Annotated in this window: 17 protein-coding genes and 1 tRNA gene; 7 read left to right on the top strand and 11 right to left on the bottom strand. The window is 35.5% G+C overall.

Going from position 1 to position 19,172, the window contains the following annotated elements:
* Positions 1–95: 95 nt before the first annotated feature.
* The 10 genes from Q8L85_01340 to Q8L85_01295 form a co-directional block, all read right to left on the bottom strand.
* Complete coding sequence (locus Q8L85_01340) at positions 96–281, bottom strand: hypothetical protein (GenBank protein ID MDP1723330.1); 186 nt, start codon at positions 279–281, stop codon at positions 96–98.
* A 273-nt stretch (positions 282–554) separates the two neighbouring features.
* A complete protein-coding gene (gene mnmA, locus Q8L85_01335; GenBank protein ID MDP1723329.1) occupies positions 555–1,673 on the bottom strand; it encodes a tRNA 2-thiouridine(34) synthase MnmA in 1,119 nt (372 codons plus the stop codon).
* A gap of 6 nt (positions 1,674–1,679) precedes the next feature.
* Positions 1,680–1,886, bottom strand: a complete 207-nt coding sequence (gene iscX, locus Q8L85_01330; protein MDP1723328.1) for a Fe-S cluster assembly protein IscX — start codon at positions 1,884–1,886, stop codon at positions 1,680–1,682.
* 1 nt (position 1,887) lies between these two features.
* Positions 1,888–2,223: a ferredoxin family 2Fe-2S iron-sulfur cluster binding protein gene (locus Q8L85_01325; protein ID MDP1723327.1), complete on the bottom strand. Its 336-nt coding sequence runs from the start codon at positions 2,221–2,223 to the stop codon at positions 1,888–1,890.
* Positions 2,224–2,237: 14 nt separating this feature from the next.
* Positions 2,238–4,064 (bottom strand): Fe-S protein assembly chaperone HscA, encoded by a 1,827-nt coding sequence (hscA, locus tag Q8L85_01320; GenBank protein ID MDP1723326.1) that lies wholly within the window; start codon positions 4,062–4,064, stop codon positions 2,238–2,240.
* 324 nt (positions 4,065–4,388) lie between these two features.
* Positions 4,389–5,867, bottom strand: a complete 1,479-nt coding sequence (locus Q8L85_01315) for a hypothetical protein (protein ID MDP1723325.1) — start codon at positions 5,865–5,867, stop codon at positions 4,389–4,391.
* 137 nt (positions 5,868–6,004) lie between these two features.
* Positions 6,005–7,498, bottom strand: a complete 1,494-nt coding sequence (locus tag Q8L85_01310) for a hypothetical protein (GenBank protein MDP1723324.1) — start codon at positions 7,496–7,498, stop codon at positions 6,005–6,007.
* A gap of 172 nt (positions 7,499–7,670) precedes the next feature.
* Positions 7,671–8,447: a bifunctional demethylmenaquinone methyltransferase/2-methoxy-6-polyprenyl-1,4-benzoquinol methylase UbiE gene (ubiE, locus tag Q8L85_01305; protein MDP1723323.1), complete on the bottom strand. Its 777-nt coding sequence runs from the start codon at positions 8,445–8,447 to the stop codon at positions 7,671–7,673.
* 237 nt (positions 8,448–8,684) lie between these two features.
* A complete protein-coding gene (locus Q8L85_01300) occupies positions 8,685–9,818 on the bottom strand; it encodes a DegT/DnrJ/EryC1/StrS aminotransferase family protein (protein ID MDP1723322.1) in 1,134 nt (377 codons plus the stop codon).
* A 5-nt stretch (positions 9,819–9,823) separates the two neighbouring features.
* Entirely contained in the window at positions 9,824–11,401 is a 1,578-nt protein-coding gene (locus Q8L85_01295) for a Gfo/Idh/MocA family oxidoreductase (protein MDP1723321.1), read from the bottom strand.
* A gap of 244 nt (positions 11,402–11,645) precedes the next feature.
* Between Q8L85_01295 and Q8L85_01290 the strand changes: the two genes are divergently transcribed.
* The 3 genes from Q8L85_01290 (at position 11,646) to Q8L85_01280 (ending at position 13,454) form a co-directional block, all read left to right on the top strand.
* Positions 11,646–12,320, top strand: coding sequence for a hypothetical protein (locus Q8L85_01290; protein ID MDP1723320.1), 675 nt, complete (start codon positions 11,646–11,648; stop codon positions 12,318–12,320).
* A gap of 96 nt (positions 12,321–12,416) precedes the next feature.
* Complete coding sequence (locus tag Q8L85_01285) at positions 12,417–12,794, top strand: septum formation initiator family protein (protein ID MDP1723319.1); 378 nt, start codon at positions 12,417–12,419, stop codon at positions 12,792–12,794.
* Positions 12,795–12,899: 105 nt separating this feature from the next.
* On the top strand, positions 12,900–13,454 hold the full coding sequence (locus Q8L85_01280) for a hypothetical protein (GenBank protein ID MDP1723318.1): 555 nt from the start codon (positions 12,900–12,902) through the stop codon (positions 13,452–13,454).
* A 1-nt stretch (position 13,455) separates the two neighbouring features.
* Here Q8L85_01280 and Q8L85_01275 read toward each other — a convergent pair.
* Positions 13,456–13,532, bottom strand: a tRNA-Arg gene (locus Q8L85_01275).
* A gap of 383 nt (positions 13,533–13,915) precedes the next feature.
* Here Q8L85_01275 and Q8L85_01270 point away from each other — a divergent pair.
* From Q8L85_01270 to Q8L85_01255, 4 genes are all read left to right on the top strand, one after another.
* Positions 13,916–15,079, top strand: coding sequence for a divergent polysaccharide deacetylase family protein (locus tag Q8L85_01270; protein MDP1723317.1), 1,164 nt, complete (start codon positions 13,916–13,918; stop codon positions 15,077–15,079).
* 362 nt (positions 15,080–15,441) lie between these two features.
* On the top strand, positions 15,442–16,998 hold the full coding sequence (locus Q8L85_01265) for an ABC transporter substrate-binding protein (GenBank protein ID MDP1723316.1): 1,557 nt from the start codon (positions 15,442–15,444) through the stop codon (positions 16,996–16,998).
* Positions 16,999–17,961: an ABC transporter permease gene (locus Q8L85_01260; GenBank protein MDP1723315.1), complete on the top strand. Its 963-nt coding sequence runs from the start codon at positions 16,999–17,001 to the stop codon at positions 17,959–17,961.
* Entirely contained in the window at positions 17,958–18,797 is an 840-nt protein-coding gene (locus tag Q8L85_01255) for an ABC transporter permease (protein MDP1723314.1), read from the top strand. The genes Q8L85_01260 and Q8L85_01255 overlap by 4 nt, the downstream gene beginning before the upstream one ends.
* Positions 18,798–19,172 lie beyond the last annotated feature (375 nt).

Raw genomic sequence — 19,172 nt, 5'->3', positions numbered from 1 at the left:
TTAAAAAATATTTTTTTCTTTTTTTTGAGTTGTATTTATATCATTTATATATTGCTTAGTAAAGAAAATAAATTATATTTGTATTAATTTCTTTTTTATTCAGGATTTTTATTATCGTTAATTATAGTAGATGAAGATAAATCCTTTTTTTCAGTATCTATATCTTGGTTAGAAGAAATCAATGTATTCTTAATTCTTGCATGTTGCTGAATTTTACGTTTTTTAAGATTCTCGCGTAAGGCAATGGCTAATCGTTCTTTTTTGCGGTCAGTGTCGTTCATTTGGTTTCTTTCGAAATTAGTTGTTATAGTAAAATGATTCAAAAATACTACAAACTTCCTACGTCCCGCGGCTTGTCCGCGGGATCCATAAAACCTATTGAAAAGTCTCGATAAATCCATTCATTTACCTCCTTCACAATGGATCCCGCGATCAAGTCGCGGGACGTAGGAGGCGGGTGCCGTCCATTTGTAGCGTTTTCTGAGTCCTTTGAGCTCTTAGGTTCCAAGAAAATAATGGAGTTAATTAGGCTGTATACATTGTATTAACAGGAATTACCCTTTCAGCTGTATCCAGCCACCACCCAAAACCCGCTCATTATCATAAATAACGCAAGCTTGACCTGAGGCTACGCCATATTGCGCTTCTGCGAAACGGATAGTGGCGCGATTGTTGTCAACCGGGATAATCTCAGCGGGAATCGCAGGTTGCGTAGATCTAAATTTAACCATAAATTGCCCGTTAATAGTCGTAGGATCAATTAACCAATTGGGTTCAATGATGTCAATTTCGGCACAAGCTAAAGCCTCTTTTGGGCCAACAATGACTTCATGTTTGATGGGATCAAGTTTTACGACATAAAGCGGATCTTTAAGGCCACCAATTTCAAGGCCTTTGCGTTGTCCTATGGTGTAATGAATAATGCCTTTATGTTGGGCTAAAATATTGCCTTGTTGATCAACGATATTGCCGGGCTCTAACGTGCCGGGTCGTAATTTTTCAACAACACGTGCGTAGGATCCGTTGGGCACAAAGCAAATATCCTGGCTGTCAGGTTTTTCAGCGACAACAAGGCCCCATTGTTCAGCCATTTGTCGGGTTTGTACTTTGTCGAACGCCCCCAATGGAAAACGGAGGAATTCTAATTGTTCTTGCGTTGTTGCAAATAAGAAAAAGCTTTGATCCCGTGTTGGGTCTGTGCCTGAATGTAAAGTCGGTTTGCCATCGATTTCAAGACGTCTTACATAATGGCCTGTGGCCATGACATCAGCATTTAAATCTTTGGCAAAGCTAAAAAGATCACGAAATTTAACGGTTTGATTGCATCTGACGCAAGGAATGGGTGTTTGTCCTTGTAGATATGAATCGACAAAAGGATCAATGACGTCTTTCTTGAAATTCTTTTGATAATCAAGAACATAATGCGGAATGTTAAGATTTTGGGCGACCTGTTTGGCGTCATAAATATCAAGACCTGCGCAACAAGTGCCTTTTTTTTGACCTACTTGACCTTCATCATAAAGTTGCAACGTAATGCCAACGACTTGGTAGCCTTCGTGCTTTAGTAAAGCGGCAACGACGGAGCTATCAACACCACCGGACATGGCAACAACAACACGTGTTTCAGAAATGGGTTTGGTGATGCCTAAGGAATTAAGAGGGTGGTTCATCATTTTTCCTTAATCGCGCTCATCGAGCCAAGTCATTTGGATAGCTTCAAGAATTTTTTCGTTGCATTTTGTAGCGTCATCTGAAAATCCATCTAATTCGGTAACCCATTGTTTAAGATCAGTAAAACGAATGGACAGGATGTCTGTATTAGGGAATTTTTCATCCAAGGCAATCGCGATGTCACGCGAATCTGTCCAACGAAGAGAAGGGGCCATTTTATTTATCAACCATCATATTACGTGTTGCGTTCGGCAGGCGCACTGTAAGACCATCGAGTTCTTCGCTCATGATAATTTGGCATCCTAAACGCGACGTATGGGTAAGCCCAAAAGCAAGATCAAGCATATCTTCTTCATCTTCTGAAGCAGGTTCTAATTTCTTGAAATAATCACCTTCAACGATGACATGGCAGGTCGAGCACGCAAGTGATCCATCGCAAGCGCCTTCAATATCAACCATATTACGATGAGCAATTTCAAGAACAGATAGACCAAGAGGCGCTTCTACTTCTTTTTTAGTACCATCTGCATCTATAAAAACCATTTTTGCCATTTAATTCTCCGAAATTATTTAAATTGATCAATTGAAATTCCTTTTATCGAGGAAGAAAGTGCTTTATTTAACCTTTTTTCAACAAAAGGCTTTGCTTTGTCCTCTAATAACGTAAGGGCTAATTGAATGTCGTCACGATTTGAACTATCAAGTAAAAACGTGAGTTTTTCTGCTGCCAGTACTATCTCATTTTTTTCATCATTTGTTAAGACATCTTTATCCGCAATCAGTGCTTTTTCTAAAGCTGTCAGAACAGATTGTGCTTCAACTTTAAGTTCGATTAAAAAGCGTTGGTTTAAATCGTCTTCGCCATGATTGATGGAATCATATAGCATCTGGGTTATTTCTGCCTCGTCCAAACCATAAGAAGGTTTAATGACGATTTCTTGTTTGGCGCCTGTTGTTTCTTCATGGGCTGAAACGATTAATAATCCATCAGCATCGACCATGAAGGTAATCTGGATGCGCGGCATGGTGGCGCTCATGGGCGGTATGTTTTTAAACTCGAAATGGCCGAGAGATCTGCAATCTTTGGCGAGTTCTCGTTCACCTTGGACAATATGCAAAGACATGGCGGTTTGTCCATCAACATAGGTTGTGAATTCTTGCATTTTGGCGGTTGGAATTGGTGAATTGCGATCGATAATTTTTTCAACCAATCCGCCCATTGTTTCAATGCCTAAGGATAGGGGAATAATATCGAGCAAAAGATGATTAGCGCCTTCTGTCAATCCATGGGCTTGAATGGCAGCGCCTAGGGCGACAATTTCATCAGGATTAAGGTCAGAAAGTGGTTTTTGGTTGAAAGCCTGTTTTAAGCTTTCAGATATATAAGGGATACGTGTTGAGCCGCCTACTAAAACGATGCCGTTAAGATTTTTGGCATTAAGTTGTGCATCTTTAAGCGTTTGTTCAAATAGGGTGATTGTTTGGTTTGTTATGGGTTCGATTAGATTGTTGAAATCTGTTTTAGTTAAAATATAATCTTCAAAACCTGCGGTTTCATTTTCGGTCAATGCTTCTTTTAGCTTTTTCGCAAGCTGAAGTAATCTCTTAAGGTCTTGCTGCGATTCTATTGATTTATTGTGTTTTTTTAGATAATCATCAACGATTAAAAGATCGATATCATCGCCGCCTAATCGTGCATTGCCTCCAGTGGCTAATACGCGGAAGACACCTTTTTCAAGTTTCAGGATGGAGATATCAAACGTTCCACCCCCTAAATCATAAATCGCATAAACACCTTCTTTGTTTTGATCGAGTCCATAGGCGAGGGCGGCGGCTGTTGGCTCGCTTAAAAGACGCAATACGTCGAGTCCTGCAAGGCGTGCAGCATCTTTGGTGGCAGCGCGTTGAGCTTCGTCAAAATAAGCTGGAACCGTGATCACGGCTTGCGTCACGGGATGCCCAAGATAGGCTTCAGCATCACGTTTTAGTTTTTTAAGAAGATCGGCGGATATTTCAATGGCAGTTTTTAATTGCCCATCAATATTTAGACGTAAAAGGGATTGATTGTCTTGATCTTTTTGAAATTCATAAGGCATGATGCCTTGAAGTGTTTGGATATCAGCAAGGCCACGTCCCATTAAGCGTTTGATAGAACGTATAACATTTGTTTGAAGATCCGAAATTTCATCGCCTGCAAGAACTTCATTATTTTGATAGGCAACAACAGAAGGAATTAAGGGTTTGCCTTCTTGAGATGGAATAATTTCAGGTACACCCTCTTTTACATAAGCAATCACAGAATGCGTCGTCCCCAAATCAATGCCGATGGATTTTGTCAGGTATTCAGGGATTTCTTGGCTTTTTCCCTTAGGTTCTGTGATTTGCAGAAGCATTTTTAGTCCTATTAAACATATAAACAAACTGGCTTAATATATGCTTATTAATTTTTTTTTTTGAAGGGTTAATTATGCGAAAAGTATGTTTTTCTTTTGTAAGTAATGCGTCGTTAATGTTGGATAGGGTCAACGACGCAATTGCTAGTAAGTTTCGTTAGGATTAATTAAGGCGCTTTTCAACGCCTTGAATTATATAGCTGCAGCGATTATGAGGCAAAGTCTAGAAAGGACGAGAACCGGAACGGAGTGTACCTTTTTGTACATGAGTACCGGAAGCACAGGCCTGACGACGAATTTGTCCATAATCGCTGCAGCTATTTATTAACTCGGTCTACAGCCAATATAATAAAAAGCTGCACGAAAATACTTAATCGTATTTTTACCATAAGTATGGGCGTCATTATGTGCAGAAACACCATAAAGAGCGTCGCCCTTTGGACCAATTAATTGTTTATGGGAAGATCCTGTCTCCTCAATAATTTGACCATCCATTTTCTTCCAAAAGTTTTTAAATTCGCCAAAACTTATTGTGTGTGAGGTTTTAGAATTAAATATTCTCTCAACAAATTTTTGATCTTTTTTCTTAAGGCTAAGGGCAGGATAGGGGGATTCAGGCATAAGGTTATGAAATTTGCGAATACCAGATGGCGGAAGATAGTCTTTATTATCTGTAATTTCATTTTCTATGTTGTCGGAGATAATATCGTTATTAATATCAGGTTCTGAATGATCGATTATATTTTCTGATTTTTCTTCTGTAGGATCTTTTTGTTCGGTGATAATTATATTATTGTTGGTATTTTCATTTTGTATAACTTGAATTTCTTCATTTATATCAGCTTCATCAGAAAGTAGATCAAAGTCAAATGTATCAAAAAAATTAGGAAGTTCTACGAAAGGTTGTTCAGGTTGAATTTTAAGGAAATCTGGATAGGGTAAGTCATCACACTCACCATTTTCATAATCTGTAAGCATGTAGCTCATGCTACTTCCGTCAGCACCAAGGATTTTCGATTCAATAAATTTTTGTTTAGGTATAAAATGTGATTCATATAAACACAAATCAGTCATATTTTTTATTTTATTCCAACTTGAGCAATTTTCTTTGTTATTAATTTTCTTGATGGCTTCATTAATACCAATACCAAAATGCTGCATATAAGTTTGAACTTTAATATAACCTCCAGCTTCATCATAATTCCCTAAATTAAAAGTTTTATTTTGAAGTATATTCCAAATAGAAGGAGAAGCACGAAGTAATTTTATTGTTTTATCATCTAATTCTTCTATAGAAAGCAATTGAAATGCTTTCTTAATTAAATTAACGATTAATTCATATCTTTTGTTATCATTTTTTGATGCAAATTTATTGTAATCGTAATACTGTTGGGCTTTATGTAGTTTTATCCACGAGTTAAATAAAAAATCATTAAATGGTATATTGGTTACGATACCATCCTCTAATCTTTTTGAAGGGTTATAGATATAGGCTTCTAATCGCTTATTAAGAAGATATTTTAAAAAATCAGATCCTGTTGTTTTGCTATTTTGAAGTTTGATGATATTGTTATATAGTTCAGCAATGAATTCATCTCTACATTCTTGGACAAATCTATGGTCGTAATAGTTTTTATTTATTACATTAGAATATAATTGTTCATTATTTTTTATTTTATTGTTTGTTTCATTTTCAAATTCTTGATATTTGATAATTTCTTTTAAGATTGGATCAAAGCGCGAAACAGCGTGCGAAGAGTTTGCAAAAGTTAATAATACTATAAAAATGAATAGTTTTTTCATTTGTTTTTCCTTTAAATTTTAAAATAATACATAAATTATATTTTTTTCAATGTATAAATGATGATTTTATCTTATTTAAGTGTTTTAATTATGTTGCGCAAACCATCATTTAGAGATCATTTGCGCATATTGATTTATCAGCTAGGTCTGCAGCCAATATAATAAAAAGCTGCACGAAAATATTTAATAGTTTTTTTGCCATAAGTATGCGCATCATTATGGGCGGAAACACCGTACAGAGAATCACCTTTAGGACCGATTAATTGTTTATGAGACGATCCTGTGTCTTCAATAATTTGACCGCCCATTTTGTTCCAAAACTTTTTGAACTTACCATAACTTATTGTATGGGATGTTTTGGAATTAAAAATTGTATCAATAAAACGTTGGTCTTTTTTCTTAAGGTTAAGGGGAGGATAGGGCGCTTCAGGCATAAGATTATGGAATTTACGAATGCCAGATGGGGCGAGGTAATCTTCATCATCTATAATATCAATTTTTTTATTATCTAAAATAATCTCATTGTAGATAATAGGTTCTGAATGATCAATTATGTTTTCTGATTTTTCTGCTAACGTATCTGCTGGTTGAATGTTATTTGTATTGTTGCAAATATGTTCAGTTGGTAAAAGTTTTATTTTTGCTGGTATATCAACTTCATCAGAAAGTAGATTAAAGTTAAACGTATCAAAAAAACTTTCTGATTCTAGAAAAGGGTGTTCAGGTTGGGTTTTGAGAAAATCTGGATAAGGTAAATCATCGCATTCACCATTTTCATAATCTGTGAGTGTAAAAAACATGCCACGGCCATTAGCGCCAAGTATTTTAGATTCGATGAATTTCTTTTTAGGGATAAAATGTGATTCATATAAATATACATCATAGTTTTTTTTATTTTTTTCCCATTTTGGGCAATGTGTTCTGTGCATGATTTTTAATAGGGCTTGTGCCATGTCACATTTAAAATAATCCATATAAACTTTAACTTTAATGTAACCACCTGATTGATCTTCATGTCCTAAATTAGTTGTTTTGTTTTGGAGTATATCCCAAAGAGCAGGAGATGCGCGTAATAAATTAATTGATTTTTTGGTTAATTCATCAATGGAAAGAATTTGAAATAATTTTTTAATTAAAGAAACAATTAGTTGATATCTCTCAATATTTGTGATTCTTGTTAGTGTAGAATATTCTATATCGTGGTGATTACATTGATTAAATAACTCAATATCTTGAGGTGGTAAGGCTACGTTTGTTGTAAGAAGGGTTTCGGTTGCTTTATAAGAGTAGTAAATAAATTTTTCCAATCTGCTTTCAAGAAGAAATTCAAAAAAATTGATTGCACTATCATTATTTTTTATAGATTCTTTTGCAAAAAAATATAATTTTTCAATAAAAACATCATCATCATTTTCTTTTAATTCATTTTTTTCTTTAAGATTATATATTGTTTCTTTTGTATCAAGATTTGTAACTTTTTTCTTATTAAGTAATTCATGTCGATACTCTTTAGCTTCAATTTCAAATTCTTGATATTTAATAATTTCTTTTAAGATAGGATCAAATCGTGAAACACCGTAAGAAGAGCTCGCAAAAAACAATAATGCAAAAAAAATATATAATTTATTCATTTGTTTCCCTTTTAAATTTTTAAATGATTATATACTTTTACTTTAATAAAACTATTTTGTCAATAATATTGTCATATTTTTAGGATCATTGGATTTAATAGTTGGTTTTTTTGAAGAATCATATAGAAATCTTGAATATAAATTCTTTAATAGGGTAGTCATTATTTAGTTTTTACAGCTTTGTGCCGTAATGAATAGCAACCAATCCTAAAGACAGGTTACGAAAATTAACATTATCAAATCCTGCTTGGCGTAATTCTAAAGCTAAATCTTCTTGCTTTGGAAATTTTTCGATGCTTTCAACTAAATATTGATAGGAAGCTTTGTCATTTGAAATTTTTTCGCCTAATTTCGGAATGAATTTGAAGGCGTATTTTTGATATATTTTTTGAATGGGTGATAGAAAAATGTGGCTGAATTCAAGACAGTAAAATCTTCCCCCTTTTTTAAGGACTCTTTTTGCTTCGCTAAGCGCTTTTGCGCGTGAGGGCACATTACGAAGACCGAAAGATATAACATAATGCGAGAATGTTTCGTCTAAAAAGGGAAGGGATTGTGCATCAGTGTTGGCATAATTAATACCATTTAAAATACCACGATCGATAGCGCGGTCAATACCTGTTTTAAGCATATGATATGTAAGATCAGCATTCGTAATGTGGATATTAGCGTGTTGCTTTTTGGCTTTTTCGTGAAGCTTAAAACTAATGTCACCTGTGCCACCTGCCATATCTAGAACGTGATCATTGTCTTCAAGTGTGATCATATTAACAAATGATTTCTTCCAAGCGCGGTGAAGACCAAGACTCATTAAATCATTCATTAAATCATATTTTGGGGCAACAGAATCAAAAACGTTTTGGACAAGTTTTTTCTTTTCGTCAAAACTTACTGATTTGAATCCAAAGTTTGTATCATTTTCTTGGTTTTTTGCAAAAGGATCTGACATTTATCAAAGGATCTCTTCTTATATGTTAATAACGTTTTTTGAGAGAGAGTTAGGTGTTAATAATACGAACGCGAAATTAGATTGATTAAAATCAATAGGTTCGTCGTTGCGATGAGCCCCATATTAAATGGGGCGAAGAAGCAATCCAGAAAAAACATTTTAACAAGTTATAAATATTGATTTAGAACTGGATTGCTACGCAGCTCCGTAGCTCGCAACCCAGGTCCTATAACAATATTACGCAGCTTTTTTTAGAAGGATAGCACGCGTTTGCTCAATAATGTAATCTTGTGTTTTTTCATCCAAATAAGGATGCATTGGTAAACTTAGAACTTGTTTTGCAAGCTTTTCAGCGTTTGGTGTACCATTGGGGCCTGTTGGATAATGTTTATAGGCTGTTTGTAGATTTAAAGGCATTGGATAATATACAAAAGTAGGAACGCCAACTTCTTTCAGAGATTGCGCAACTTCATCGCGGTTAGGTATTACCAGCGTATATTGTGCCCAAGCTGAAAATGCACCATCAATTAAATGAGGTGTTTGGATACAATCTTTAAGAGCATTTGAATAACGTTGTGCAATTTGATCGCGTTTTTTAAGTTCTTCAGCAAAAATGGCGAGCTTTTCAAGAAGAATCGCTGCCTGAATTGTATCAAGACGACCGTTCATGCCAATGCGCACATTGTCGTATTTATCACTTCCTTGACCATGGACACGAATAGAACGCATGAGTGCAGCATATTCATCATTATCAGTGAAAATAGCGCCACCATCACCATAACAACCTAATGGTTTTGCAGGAAAAAAGCTAGTTGTTGTAAGTTCGGCGAGTGTTCCAACTTTTTGTCCTTTTAAGCTGCCACCAAAACCTTGTGCTGCATCATCAATGATCCATAAATCATGGTTTTTGGCAATTTTGTTGATTGCTTCATAATCAACAGGTTGACCAAATAGATCAACAGTAATAATACCTGTAAGGCGTTGTCCTTTTTTCTTTGCATCTAGAATAGTTGATTCAAGATGATTTGGGCACATGTTAAAAGTTTTAAGATCAACATCTACGAAAACAGGGATAGCATCAAACCATGCAAGAACTTCTGCTGTTGCTGCAAATGTAAAGGATGGGACAAGCACGTGATCGCCAGCTTTAATATTTTTGCACATTAAAGCAAATGCAATGGCATCGGTTCCGTTGGAGCAAGAAATAGTGTGTTTTGCGCCGCAGAATGCTGAAAGTTTAGCTTCAAGTTCTTTAACTTCAGGCCCCATGATATAGATGCCATGATCAAGTACTTTTTGAATGGCTATATCAAGCTTTTGGCGAATGTTTTTTTGTTGTGCTTTAAGATCAATAAATTGTATTGGTTGCATTTTTATTATCCTGCTTTGTGTAGCTTTTGAACTTTTTGAATTTCGATCAATTGATTATTATCAATTTTATATTGGCGATTTTCACGTGGACAAATAAGGTCATTCCCAAGTTTTTCACCTGAATGGCTTACCCAACCAATTTGACGTGCCGGAACGCCAACCATCAAAGCGTGATCAGGTACATCTTTGGTAATCACAGATCCTGCGCCTATGAGGGCATAAGCACCAATTGTATTGCCGCAAACGATTGTTGCATTAGCACCAATTGTTGCGCCTTTTTTTATCCGTGTTTCTAAAAAATCATCCTTACGTTCAACTTCTGCGCGTGGCGTGTTGACATTTGTAAAGACGCAAGAGGGGCCACAAAAAACGCCATCTTCAAGAACCACGCCTTTATACAGACTTACATTGTTTTGAATTTTACAATTATCGCCAATTTCAACATTAGGTCCAATCATAACATTTTGGCTGATGACGCAATTTTTACCGATTTTAGTTTGACCTAAAATATGTGAGAAATGCCAGATTTTTGTACCAGCGCCAATTTCAACAGGTTGGTCGACATATGCACTTTCATGAATAAAAATGTCTTTTTGCAAAGGAATAATATTTGTTGTAGGTTCTTGCATTGATAGCTCTGCTTTATAAAGCACTTCAAGAACACGAACACCTTCTTCGCCATCTGTTCGAGGTGTTTCTCCTGTCTGAATGCAATCCAAGAAATGTTGACATTCAAGTGTAAGGGGCTCATCTGGTTTGATAGGAATATATTCAACTTCGGCTTTTAAAGGAGAAGGGACGCCACTTACCCATTCAATCTTATGGGGGTATAATTGTAATTTTTCTTCCCAAGAATGCCCATCGTTAAAAACGGCCATTCCCTTTTCACCAACGATAACAAGTTTTTGTTCTTTAAATGGATGAAGCCAGGATACAAAAATGTGTGCGGCAAGACCTGAGCTGAAAGTCAGATGCGTGGTTGTAATATCAGCGACTGTTTTGTGAAGATGTGTAGCGGATATAGCTGTTACATCAGTAGGCATTTCGCCTGCGAGTGATAAAATCATTGAAATGTCGTGGGGTGCAAAGCTCCACAAAATATTTTCTTCGCGTCTGATTTTGCCAAGGTTAAGACGATTTGAATATATATATTGAAGACGACCTAAATCACCTTTTTGAACCATTTCTTTTAATTTCAAGAAAGCGGGGTGGTATTGCAAAAGATGACCGACCATTAGTCTTAGATTTTTAGAGTGTGCAAGTTCACATAATTCTTTAGCATGTGATAGATTTAAGGAAAGTGGTTTTTCGACGTAAACATGCTTGTTTGCAAGAAGTGCTTTTTTAGCGAGGGTGTAATGTTGAATGGCTGGAGCTGCAATAACAACACCATCTATTTCTTTATTTAGAAGAATTTCGTGGAATGTCAAATAGGGTACATGAAATTGTTTTGACATGGATTCAGCTGTTTCAGGATTATCGTCGCAAACAGCGGCTAGAGATTTAAGTTTATGGAAATTTCGGACAAGGTTTTTGCCCCAATATCCACATCCAATAATAGCTACGTTTGGCTGTCTAAGCATGACATTCTCCACAAAAAAGTTTGGTGTTTTACGGTGAAACATATCATCGTTTTAAATAAAAAATTCGAAACTACTTCTAGCATTTTTTTAGTATAAAAAAAACTGTTTTTTAATTTTTTTTTAAATGCTTTAAAAAAACTTAAATAAAAGAACGTAATATGAAAAGTTTTAAAATTGACATTCATTAATAATATGTATTATAGTAATTGAAATTTAAATGTAATATAAATATTAGGAGTTTCAAATGTTGAAAAAATTAGTCTTATTAGTTGTGGTTTGTATGTTTTTTTCAAACTCTTTTGTTTTTGCAAATCACCTGGATAAGACCTTTACTGGAGATGTACTCGTCGTGGGTGGTTTAACTAAAAATGATCCGGATAAACTTTCAATTAATATTTGTCGTGCTGATATTATAGGAAGTGGATGGGATACAGAATTGCTCGAACAATTAACGCCAAATAAATATAATCACGTTCTTTTTGAGCATGTTGGGATGTCGATGTATCAACCTGTAAAAGATTCTGAATATTGTATGGGGGTTGCTAAGGCTTATTTTAATTTGTTAACACCAGGTGGTTCGTTTGATTTTTTGAGTTGGGGATATTTTTTTGATGATGAAGCGTATCCCATGAGTTATTATTTACGTACTGATGATGCACCTCGGGTCGTGATATCATATGATCCAAAACTAAATTATGGTACCTTTGATTTGGATAAAGAATCTATTGATTTACGAAGTGATTTGAAAGAAAAGTTGCTCAAGCAAGTTAAAGGCAACGGGTATATCACAGCAACAGTACAAAATTTAGCAAATGCAGGATTCGTTGATATTAAAATACAACGCGAAGAAAACGGCGTGCTTGGTTTTACGAGGTCGCATGGATCGTTACATGTTTCTGCCCGTAAACCAATAATCTAAGAATTGATAGAGAGCTACTACAATTTATGTGGGGTAGCTCTCTAAAATTATATGCACTATCTTGAAGTATAATGTTTTTTATACTATTATGGACAAATGCACACTATTGATAAAATAAAAGAGCGTTTACCAAGTCTCATTTTGCCGTTCACAAGTATAATGCTTGTGACGTATTTTGCTGTGCATTTAATGAATGGCAGTCGTGGCATTGGTGTTTATTTTAAGCTTAAAGATCAAAAAATTGTTTATGAAAATGAACGAGATGCTTTAAAAAAGAAGCTTGCATTCAAAGAATCAAAAACAGGTCTTTTAAGCCCAAAACATCTTGATCCTGATATGTTAGATGAAGAAATTCGTTATAAATTAGGTCTTTCTGATCCTCAAGAAAAAATTATTTTAATGGGATTGCCTGAAAAACAGATAGGCGATCAAAAAAGAACAATTATTATTGTTCCCCCCAGAGAAAAAAAATAATTTAAATATTTATATAAAAATAGTTTGAAAAATATTTGTTTGATATTTATAGTTTGCCATTCAATTTTGAGACAGGCTCAAATTAATGCAAAAATAAGGTTCATTATGAAGATATTTAAAACATTGGCGATATTGAGTGTTTTTTTCAGTGCGTTTACCTCACCGTCAGAGGCTGTTAGGATTGGTGTCAGCATTGCTGATTTTTGTAACTATAATCATTTGGTGAAAATGAACAGTCACTACAATCAGTTATGCGAAGTATGTTCAAGATGCGATTGTCAAAAAAACAAAGATATAATAAGTAAATTATATGCTATTCGTGAAATTTCTCTTAAATTCAATAATCAAGATGGTCATTTTGTAGAATGCAAAATAAATCCTGCTAATGGTTTTGCAATTCTAAGTGGAGAACATGAAACTGATGCTTTTATTCCTCAAGATTGGAAAATAATCTCTGTAGATTGTGCTCTTAGTATTGGTGAAAAAGTGGGTGTTTATAAAAGATTGTTTTTTAAACCTGATGAATTAGCTGAATTGGCTGATATAACGCAGTACGAATCCGTATTATTAGAAATTTCAATAATGGGAAAAAATTATCCAACTATGCATCTTCCTCGATTAGAAATTACTTCCATAAAAAAAGATGAAATTAATCACTAAATGGTGCGCCCGAGAGGATTCGAACCTCCGACCCCAGGATTAGGAATCCTGTGCTCTATCCTACTGAGCTACAAGCGCATGGTTTTTAGTTTAAAACAGGTTGTGCGAACTCGGAAATAGATTTATTAAAAATCGAAAGGTCCGTCGTTGCGAGCGGCCCAAATTTAAAAAGGGGCCGCGTGGCAATCCAGTTAAAAATCTACATGAAGATTTTAAAGGGCTATTTTTCTGGATTGCTTCTTCGCCCTATTTAATTTGGGGCTCATCGCAACGACGGAAACATAAGGTTTCTTTATATAATGTAATACCGATCCCGCATTGTGGGTGTATTCACAAAACTATATTCATATGTCCTGATTTGATTCATTTTTGCAAGTATTTTCTTGAAGCTAAAATTAGGGTATGGTTTGATCTCATGTTCAAAGAACATATTTTTATATTACGCATTGAATGGATTCAAAATGCCTAAAAAGCCACAACCTAAAAAAACAACAAAGAAAAGTAAGTCTTCCTATAAAGCAACCCGTAAATCAACGGCAGGACGTAAAAAAAATCATCGGGGAGATTTTAATTTTAAGCCATATTTATATGCTTTAGCTTTTCTTTTTGTGGGCGGCTTTTTGTTTGTGTCGTTATATGTTTTTTTTGAAAAAGCAAATGCTAAAAAAGAATCTACTCAAACTGTAGAAAAAAAACCGGCAGTAATAAAACCTGTTTCTAAGGTGCCGTCATTGACTCAATCACCTAAAGATATCGTGCCTGAAGTGAAGCCTTCAAATGAAAGATCGTTGTCATCGGATTCTCCGAAAAGCATTTTGCCTGAAGTGAAGCCTTCAAATGAAGTTGCTGTAGCAACTGAACAGCTTAAAAATGTATTGCCTGAAGAAAAACCTAAGATTGAAGTTTTTACTTTAGATCCTAAAATTGCGATGATGCAACCTGTTTTCACAGAACAAAAAGGACCTAAAATTGCGATTGTGATCGATGATGTTGGTGTTGATTTTAATCGCTCAGCACGTGCAATTGCATTACCTAAAGAAGTGACACTTTCGTTTTTAGCTTATGCCAGTAAGATCAAAGAGCAAACAAAAATTGCGCGAGACAAAGGTCACGAATTATTAGTGCATGTACCAATGGAGGCAGATTCTGGAAAAGATGCTGGCCTTAAGTCGTTATTGGTTAAATCAAGTGATAAGGATTTGAAAGAACATCTTTATTGGCACTTATCTCAGTTTGATGGTTATATTGGTATTAACAATCACATGGGAAGTAAATTTACGTCCTCGAAGGAACCTCTTCAAAAAGTAATGGCGGATATAAAATCTAGAAAATTGTTTTTTTTGGACTCAAAAACAACAATGAAATCGTTGGTGCCAGAACTTGCAAAAGAATGTAAAGTACCTTGTATCGAACGCGATGTTTTTTTAGATCACGATCCAACGCTTAAAGCCATTGAAATTCAATTAAAATTAGTAGAAGATATCGCTTTAAAAAACGGAATCGCCATTGCAATTGGGCATCCTAAAGATGATACATTAAATGCCTTGGAGAAATGGATTCCAACGCTTATGAAAAAAGGATATAATCTGGTTCCTTTAAGTTCTTTGGTGCTTCCTTGGCAATAAACTGTAATTTGGACAGTTTTTTTGTTGGTTTGAAAATTGTTAATCTACTGGATAAATTTTTACTAAAAGCGGTCCAAAAGAAGGATTTTTTTACCTCTCCCCTTGTGGGAGAGGTCGCGACCAAAGGGAGCGGGTGAGGGGTGTTTTTCAATTTTGGAGAGATGAGTATTTCTTTGGTAGTGTTAGATTACGGCATGCTGGTGTTGCTCTTTGCAAACGCTTTATACACCCTCACCCGTCGCTGTGCGCCGACCTCTCCCACAAGGGGAGAGGTGAAACCGAAGTGATTTCATTTTTTGTCCTGTAGATTGGAAAATTATAACTATTTTTTACAACATGCAAATATTAAGAAAGTTCTCGTTATGAAAAAACTTCTGTTCTTATTATCCTTCTGCATAAATACCCAAGCTGATGCCGAGGATCTTCATATTGGTTTGCGTGCTGACATTACGTCTGTTGATCCTCATTTTCATGTAAGTGGTCCGAATTCAGCGATGGCTTCCCATATGTTTGAATCTTTAGTGAAGCAGGATAATAATCAAAAATTATTACCTGGGCTTGCCTTGTCGTGGGAAAAAGAATCTGATTTGATTTGGGCATTTAATTTACGCGAAAATGTTAAATTTCATAATGATCAGGCTTTTGAAGCTAAGGATGTTGTATATACGATTAATCGTATTCAAAAAGGTATTGGACCTTTGGAAAGTTATAAAACCTATATTCGTTTTATTGATAAAGTTGAAATTGTAAACCCGCATAAAATAAAAATATCAACTATAAAGCCTTATCCTTTGCTTGCTTGGGATATAGCGATGATTGGAATTCTGCCACATTCATTAGGTGAGAATCTTGATTCTCATGATTTCAATCAAGCTAAAACAGCTATTGGAACGGGCCCATATCGTTTTGTTTCATGGCGTCCTGGCCAGGACATTATTATCGAAAAAAATAATGATTATTGGGGTAACAAAGAACCTTGGGATAAAGTTATTTTTAAGCCAGTTCCCCAGGATATATCAAGATTTAATGCGTTGTTAGCAGATGATTTTGATTTTATTGAAACGGTGCCTGTTGAAGAATTGTATCGCTTTAAAGAGACATCAAAATTTAAATTATTTGCAACCATCCCAAGCCGTTTGATGTATTTATGCATGGATTTAGGAAATAAAATTTCGCCTTATGTTTTAGATATGGATGGAAAAGCATTAACCCAAAATCCTTTTCAAGACAAACGTGTAAGGGAAGCCTTGTCATATGCTATTAATCGAGAATTTTTGATTCAGCATTATCTGGGTAATCATGGAAAACAAGCGGGTCAATTAATAATTGAGGGTTCTACAGGATTTAATCCAGATTTAAAAGCACATATTCAGGATATTGAAAAAGCAAAACAACTAATGAAGGAAGCTGGATATGAAAAAGGATTTCAAGTCGTTTTTAGTTCGACGTCTGGTAGATATGTTAATGATACCAAAATTGTTCAGGCGATAGCATCAATGCTTGAACAAATAAAAATTAAAGCAAAAGTCGAAATATTACCTTCAAATGTTTTCTTTTCGCGTTCTCAAAAAGGTGATTTTAGTTTAAGTTTAGGCGGATGGCCGGTTGGTCGTGAATCTTTAAGTCCTTTACAAGCGTTATTTCATCGTTTTGATATAAAGGAAGGCCATGGGGTTTTTAATCGCGGACGCTATGCAAATCAGGAACTTGATGTGATGATTGAAACAGCGCTTGAAACCATGGATGACGTTAAACGTGAAGAATTACTCAAAAAGGCAAATCGTGTCGTTGTTGAAGATTTAGCGATTATTCCACTTTATTTTTCGATTGCGAATTGGTCAGGTAAAGAAAGTTTGACTTTTGAACCAAGGATGGATGAATATACGATTGCCATGAATGTCAAAAAACTTAAAAATTAAATGATTTTATATTTTACGCAACGCGTTATTTTAACGTTAGTAATGCTTCTTATTCTTACATTCGTTGTGTTTCTGGGTGTATATTATATTGGTGACCCCATTGCATTATTAATGCCTGAACAAGGGCAGGGGGCTTCAATTGATGCTGCACGAAAATTATTAGGTCTAGATGGTTCGTTTTTAACGCAATATGCTACTTTTATTAAAGGTCTTTTCTCAGGAAGTTTAGGTAAATCATTTGTTTTTGGAACATCATGTTTTGATATTATTTTGCAACGTTTGCCAGCTTCTTTAGAACTTACGCTTTTGGCTCTTTTATTTTCATGTATTATTGGCGTGAAATTAGGCCTTTATGCTGCGCGTTTTCCTGAAGGAAAGGGTGCAAAATGGATAGAGTTTTATGCTTTATTAGGCATGAGTTTCCCTGTTTATTGGTTGGGTTTAATGCTTGTAACGTTTTTTGCAGCACAATTGCATTGGCTTCCTTCTATTGGTCGGGGCGAAACTTTTTGGGGTTTAAGTTTTTTAACGATCGATGGCATTAGACATTTAGTGTTGCCTGTTCTTGTTTTAATGATGTTTAAGGTAGCGCTTTTTATAAGACTTACGCGTCATTTTGCTGGCAATGTTGCACAGAAATCTTTTATTTATTTTACGCGCGCGCGCGGCATATCTGAATCTATTATTTATCAAAAACATATCGTTAAGCATTTAACGCTTCCTATTTCAACCGTGTTTAGTTTAGAATTTGGGAGTCTTTTATTGTCGGCTGTAATCACTGAATCTGTTTTTGCGTGGCCAGGGTTAGGAAAATTGCTTATTGATGCTCTGTTGCAATTAGACCGGCCGATGGTGATTGCTTTTGTGATTTTTGTGGGTTTGTTTTATGCCATTATGAATTTGGTTTTAGATATTATTCATCGTTTTATTGATCCTAGGCTCCGAGAAAAAAGATGGGCATGATTTCTAAATTTGTCAGTGCTGAAAGCTCTAGTTTTTGGGGTAAAGCTTCATTGATAGGTCTTTTTGTAGTTCTTGCAGCTTCTTTTGTTTTGCCATTTTTTTTACCTTATGATTACAAGCACTTTTCTGATTTAGAACATTTATTTTTGAAGCCTTTCAGCCAAGGTCACATTTTAGGCACGAATGAATTTGGCAGGGATATGTTTAGTGGTCTTTTATATGGCCTTCAAACTAGTTTTATAATAGCGGGTATCAGTACTTTTTTAGCCTTTGCTTTCGGTACTTTTTTGGGTGTATATGCTGCTTATAAGGGCGGTATGGTAGAAAAAATTTTGGGGCGTGTGACTGAACTTCAACTGAGTATCCCAAGCTTTTTAATTGCGCTTTTATTGATTGCATTTTTGGGGCACGGTTTTCTGCCATTAATTGCAGCGCTTGTTTTAGGGCAGTGGGCCTATTTTGCACAAACAGCACGTTCTATTGCAAAAGCTGAAATACGTCAAGAATATGTCTTATCCGCAAGATTATTAGGATTATCTTCTTTTTATATCGTCTGTAAACATTTATTACCTAATGCATTACCGCCACAAATTGTTGTTTTTTCATATCAATTAGCCCGTGCAATTGCCCTTGAATCTGCTTTATCGTTTTTGGGCGTTGGTGTTCCCTTAACCGAGCCATCTTTGGGTCTATTCATTGCACAAGGTTATGCCTATTTTTTAAACAAAGCTTATTGGGTTAGTCTTTTTCCAGGTATCATGTTGATATTATTGGTTATGATGGTTACCAAAATAGGTGATTATTTGAATACGATATATGATCGACGGGACTCATGAGTACAACCACGCATCCTATGGGCAAATTCGTCGTCAGGCCTTCGTTTCCGGTACTCATGTACAATGGGGTACACTCCGTTCCGGGTGGATGGGCTCTCAATCTGCGGGAGAAAAAATGAACTTAAGTCCATTTTTAACTATCCCACTCTCACACTCCGCAACTTATTTCTAAGAAGCTAAAACAATTTTTTACCAAAAGCCCTCCAAAAGAAGGCTTTTTTTTACCTCTCCCCTTGTGGGAGAGGTCGCGACCAAAGGGAGCGGGTGAGGGGTTTTTACAATTTTGGAGAGATGCGTATTTGCTTGGCAATGCTTAGATTATGGCATGATAGTGTTGCTCTTTGTAAACGCTTTAGATACCCCTCACCCGTCGCT

Source organism: Alphaproteobacteria bacterium, from assembly GCA_030680745.1.
GTDB lineage: Bacteria > Pseudomonadota > Alphaproteobacteria > JAUXUR01 > JAUXUR01 > JAUXUR01.
The sequence above is the reverse complement of the archived record's forward strand: the minus strand, read 5'-3'. Positions and strand labels throughout refer to the sequence as shown.

What these genes read in the sequence shown, in the direction of transcription:
- Q8L85_01340 (MDP1723330.1), bottom strand. Translation starts at nt 281, where the DNA reads ATGAACGACACTGACCGCAAAAAAGAACGATTAGCCATTGCCTTACGC.
- mnmA (MDP1723329.1), bottom strand. Translation starts at nt 1,673, where the DNA reads ATGATGAACCACCCTCTTAATTCCTTAGGCATCACCAAACCCATTTCT.
- iscX (MDP1723328.1), bottom strand. Translation starts at nt 1,886, where the DNA reads ATGGCCCCTTCTCTTCGTTGGACAGATTCGCGTGACATCGCGATTGCC.
- Q8L85_01325 (MDP1723327.1), bottom strand. Translation starts at nt 2,223, where the DNA reads ATGGCAAAAATGGTTTTTATAGATGCAGATGGTACTAAAAAAGAAGTA.
- hscA (MDP1723326.1), bottom strand. Translation starts at nt 4,064, where the DNA reads ATGCTTCTGCAAATCACAGAACCTAAGGGAAAAAGCCAAGAAATCCCT.
- Q8L85_01315 (MDP1723325.1), bottom strand. Translation starts at nt 5,867, where the DNA reads ATGAAAAAACTATTCATTTTTATAGTATTATTAACTTTTGCAAACTCT.
- Q8L85_01310 (MDP1723324.1), bottom strand. Translation starts at nt 7,498, where the DNA reads ATGAATAAATTATATATTTTTTTTGCATTATTGTTTTTTGCGAGCTCT.
- ubiE (MDP1723323.1), bottom strand. Translation starts at nt 8,447, where the DNA reads ATGTCAGATCCTTTTGCAAAAAACCAAGAAAATGATACAAACTTTGGA.
- Q8L85_01300 (MDP1723322.1), bottom strand. Translation starts at nt 9,818, where the DNA reads ATGCAACCAATACAATTTATTGATCTTAAAGCACAACAAAAAAACATT.
- Q8L85_01295 (MDP1723321.1), bottom strand. Translation starts at nt 11,401, where the DNA reads ATGCTTAGACAGCCAAACGTAGCTATTATTGGATGTGGATATTGGGGC.
- Q8L85_01290 (MDP1723320.1), top strand. Translation starts at nt 11,646, where the DNA reads ATGTTGAAAAAATTAGTCTTATTAGTTGTGGTTTGTATGTTTTTTTCA.
- Q8L85_01285 (MDP1723319.1), top strand. Translation starts at nt 12,417, where the DNA reads ATGCACACTATTGATAAAATAAAAGAGCGTTTACCAAGTCTCATTTTG.
- Q8L85_01280 (MDP1723318.1), top strand. Translation starts at nt 12,900, where the DNA reads ATGAAGATATTTAAAACATTGGCGATATTGAGTGTTTTTTTCAGTGCG.
- Q8L85_01270 (MDP1723317.1), top strand. Translation starts at nt 13,916, where the DNA reads ATGCCTAAAAAGCCACAACCTAAAAAAACAACAAAGAAAAGTAAGTCT.
- Q8L85_01265 (MDP1723316.1), top strand. Translation starts at nt 15,442, where the DNA reads ATGAAAAAACTTCTGTTCTTATTATCCTTCTGCATAAATACCCAAGCT.
- Q8L85_01260 (MDP1723315.1), top strand. Translation starts at nt 16,999, where the DNA reads ATGATTTTATATTTTACGCAACGCGTTATTTTAACGTTAGTAATGCTT.
- Q8L85_01255 (MDP1723314.1), top strand. Translation starts at nt 17,958, where the DNA reads ATGATTTCTAAATTTGTCAGTGCTGAAAGCTCTAGTTTTTGGGGTAAA.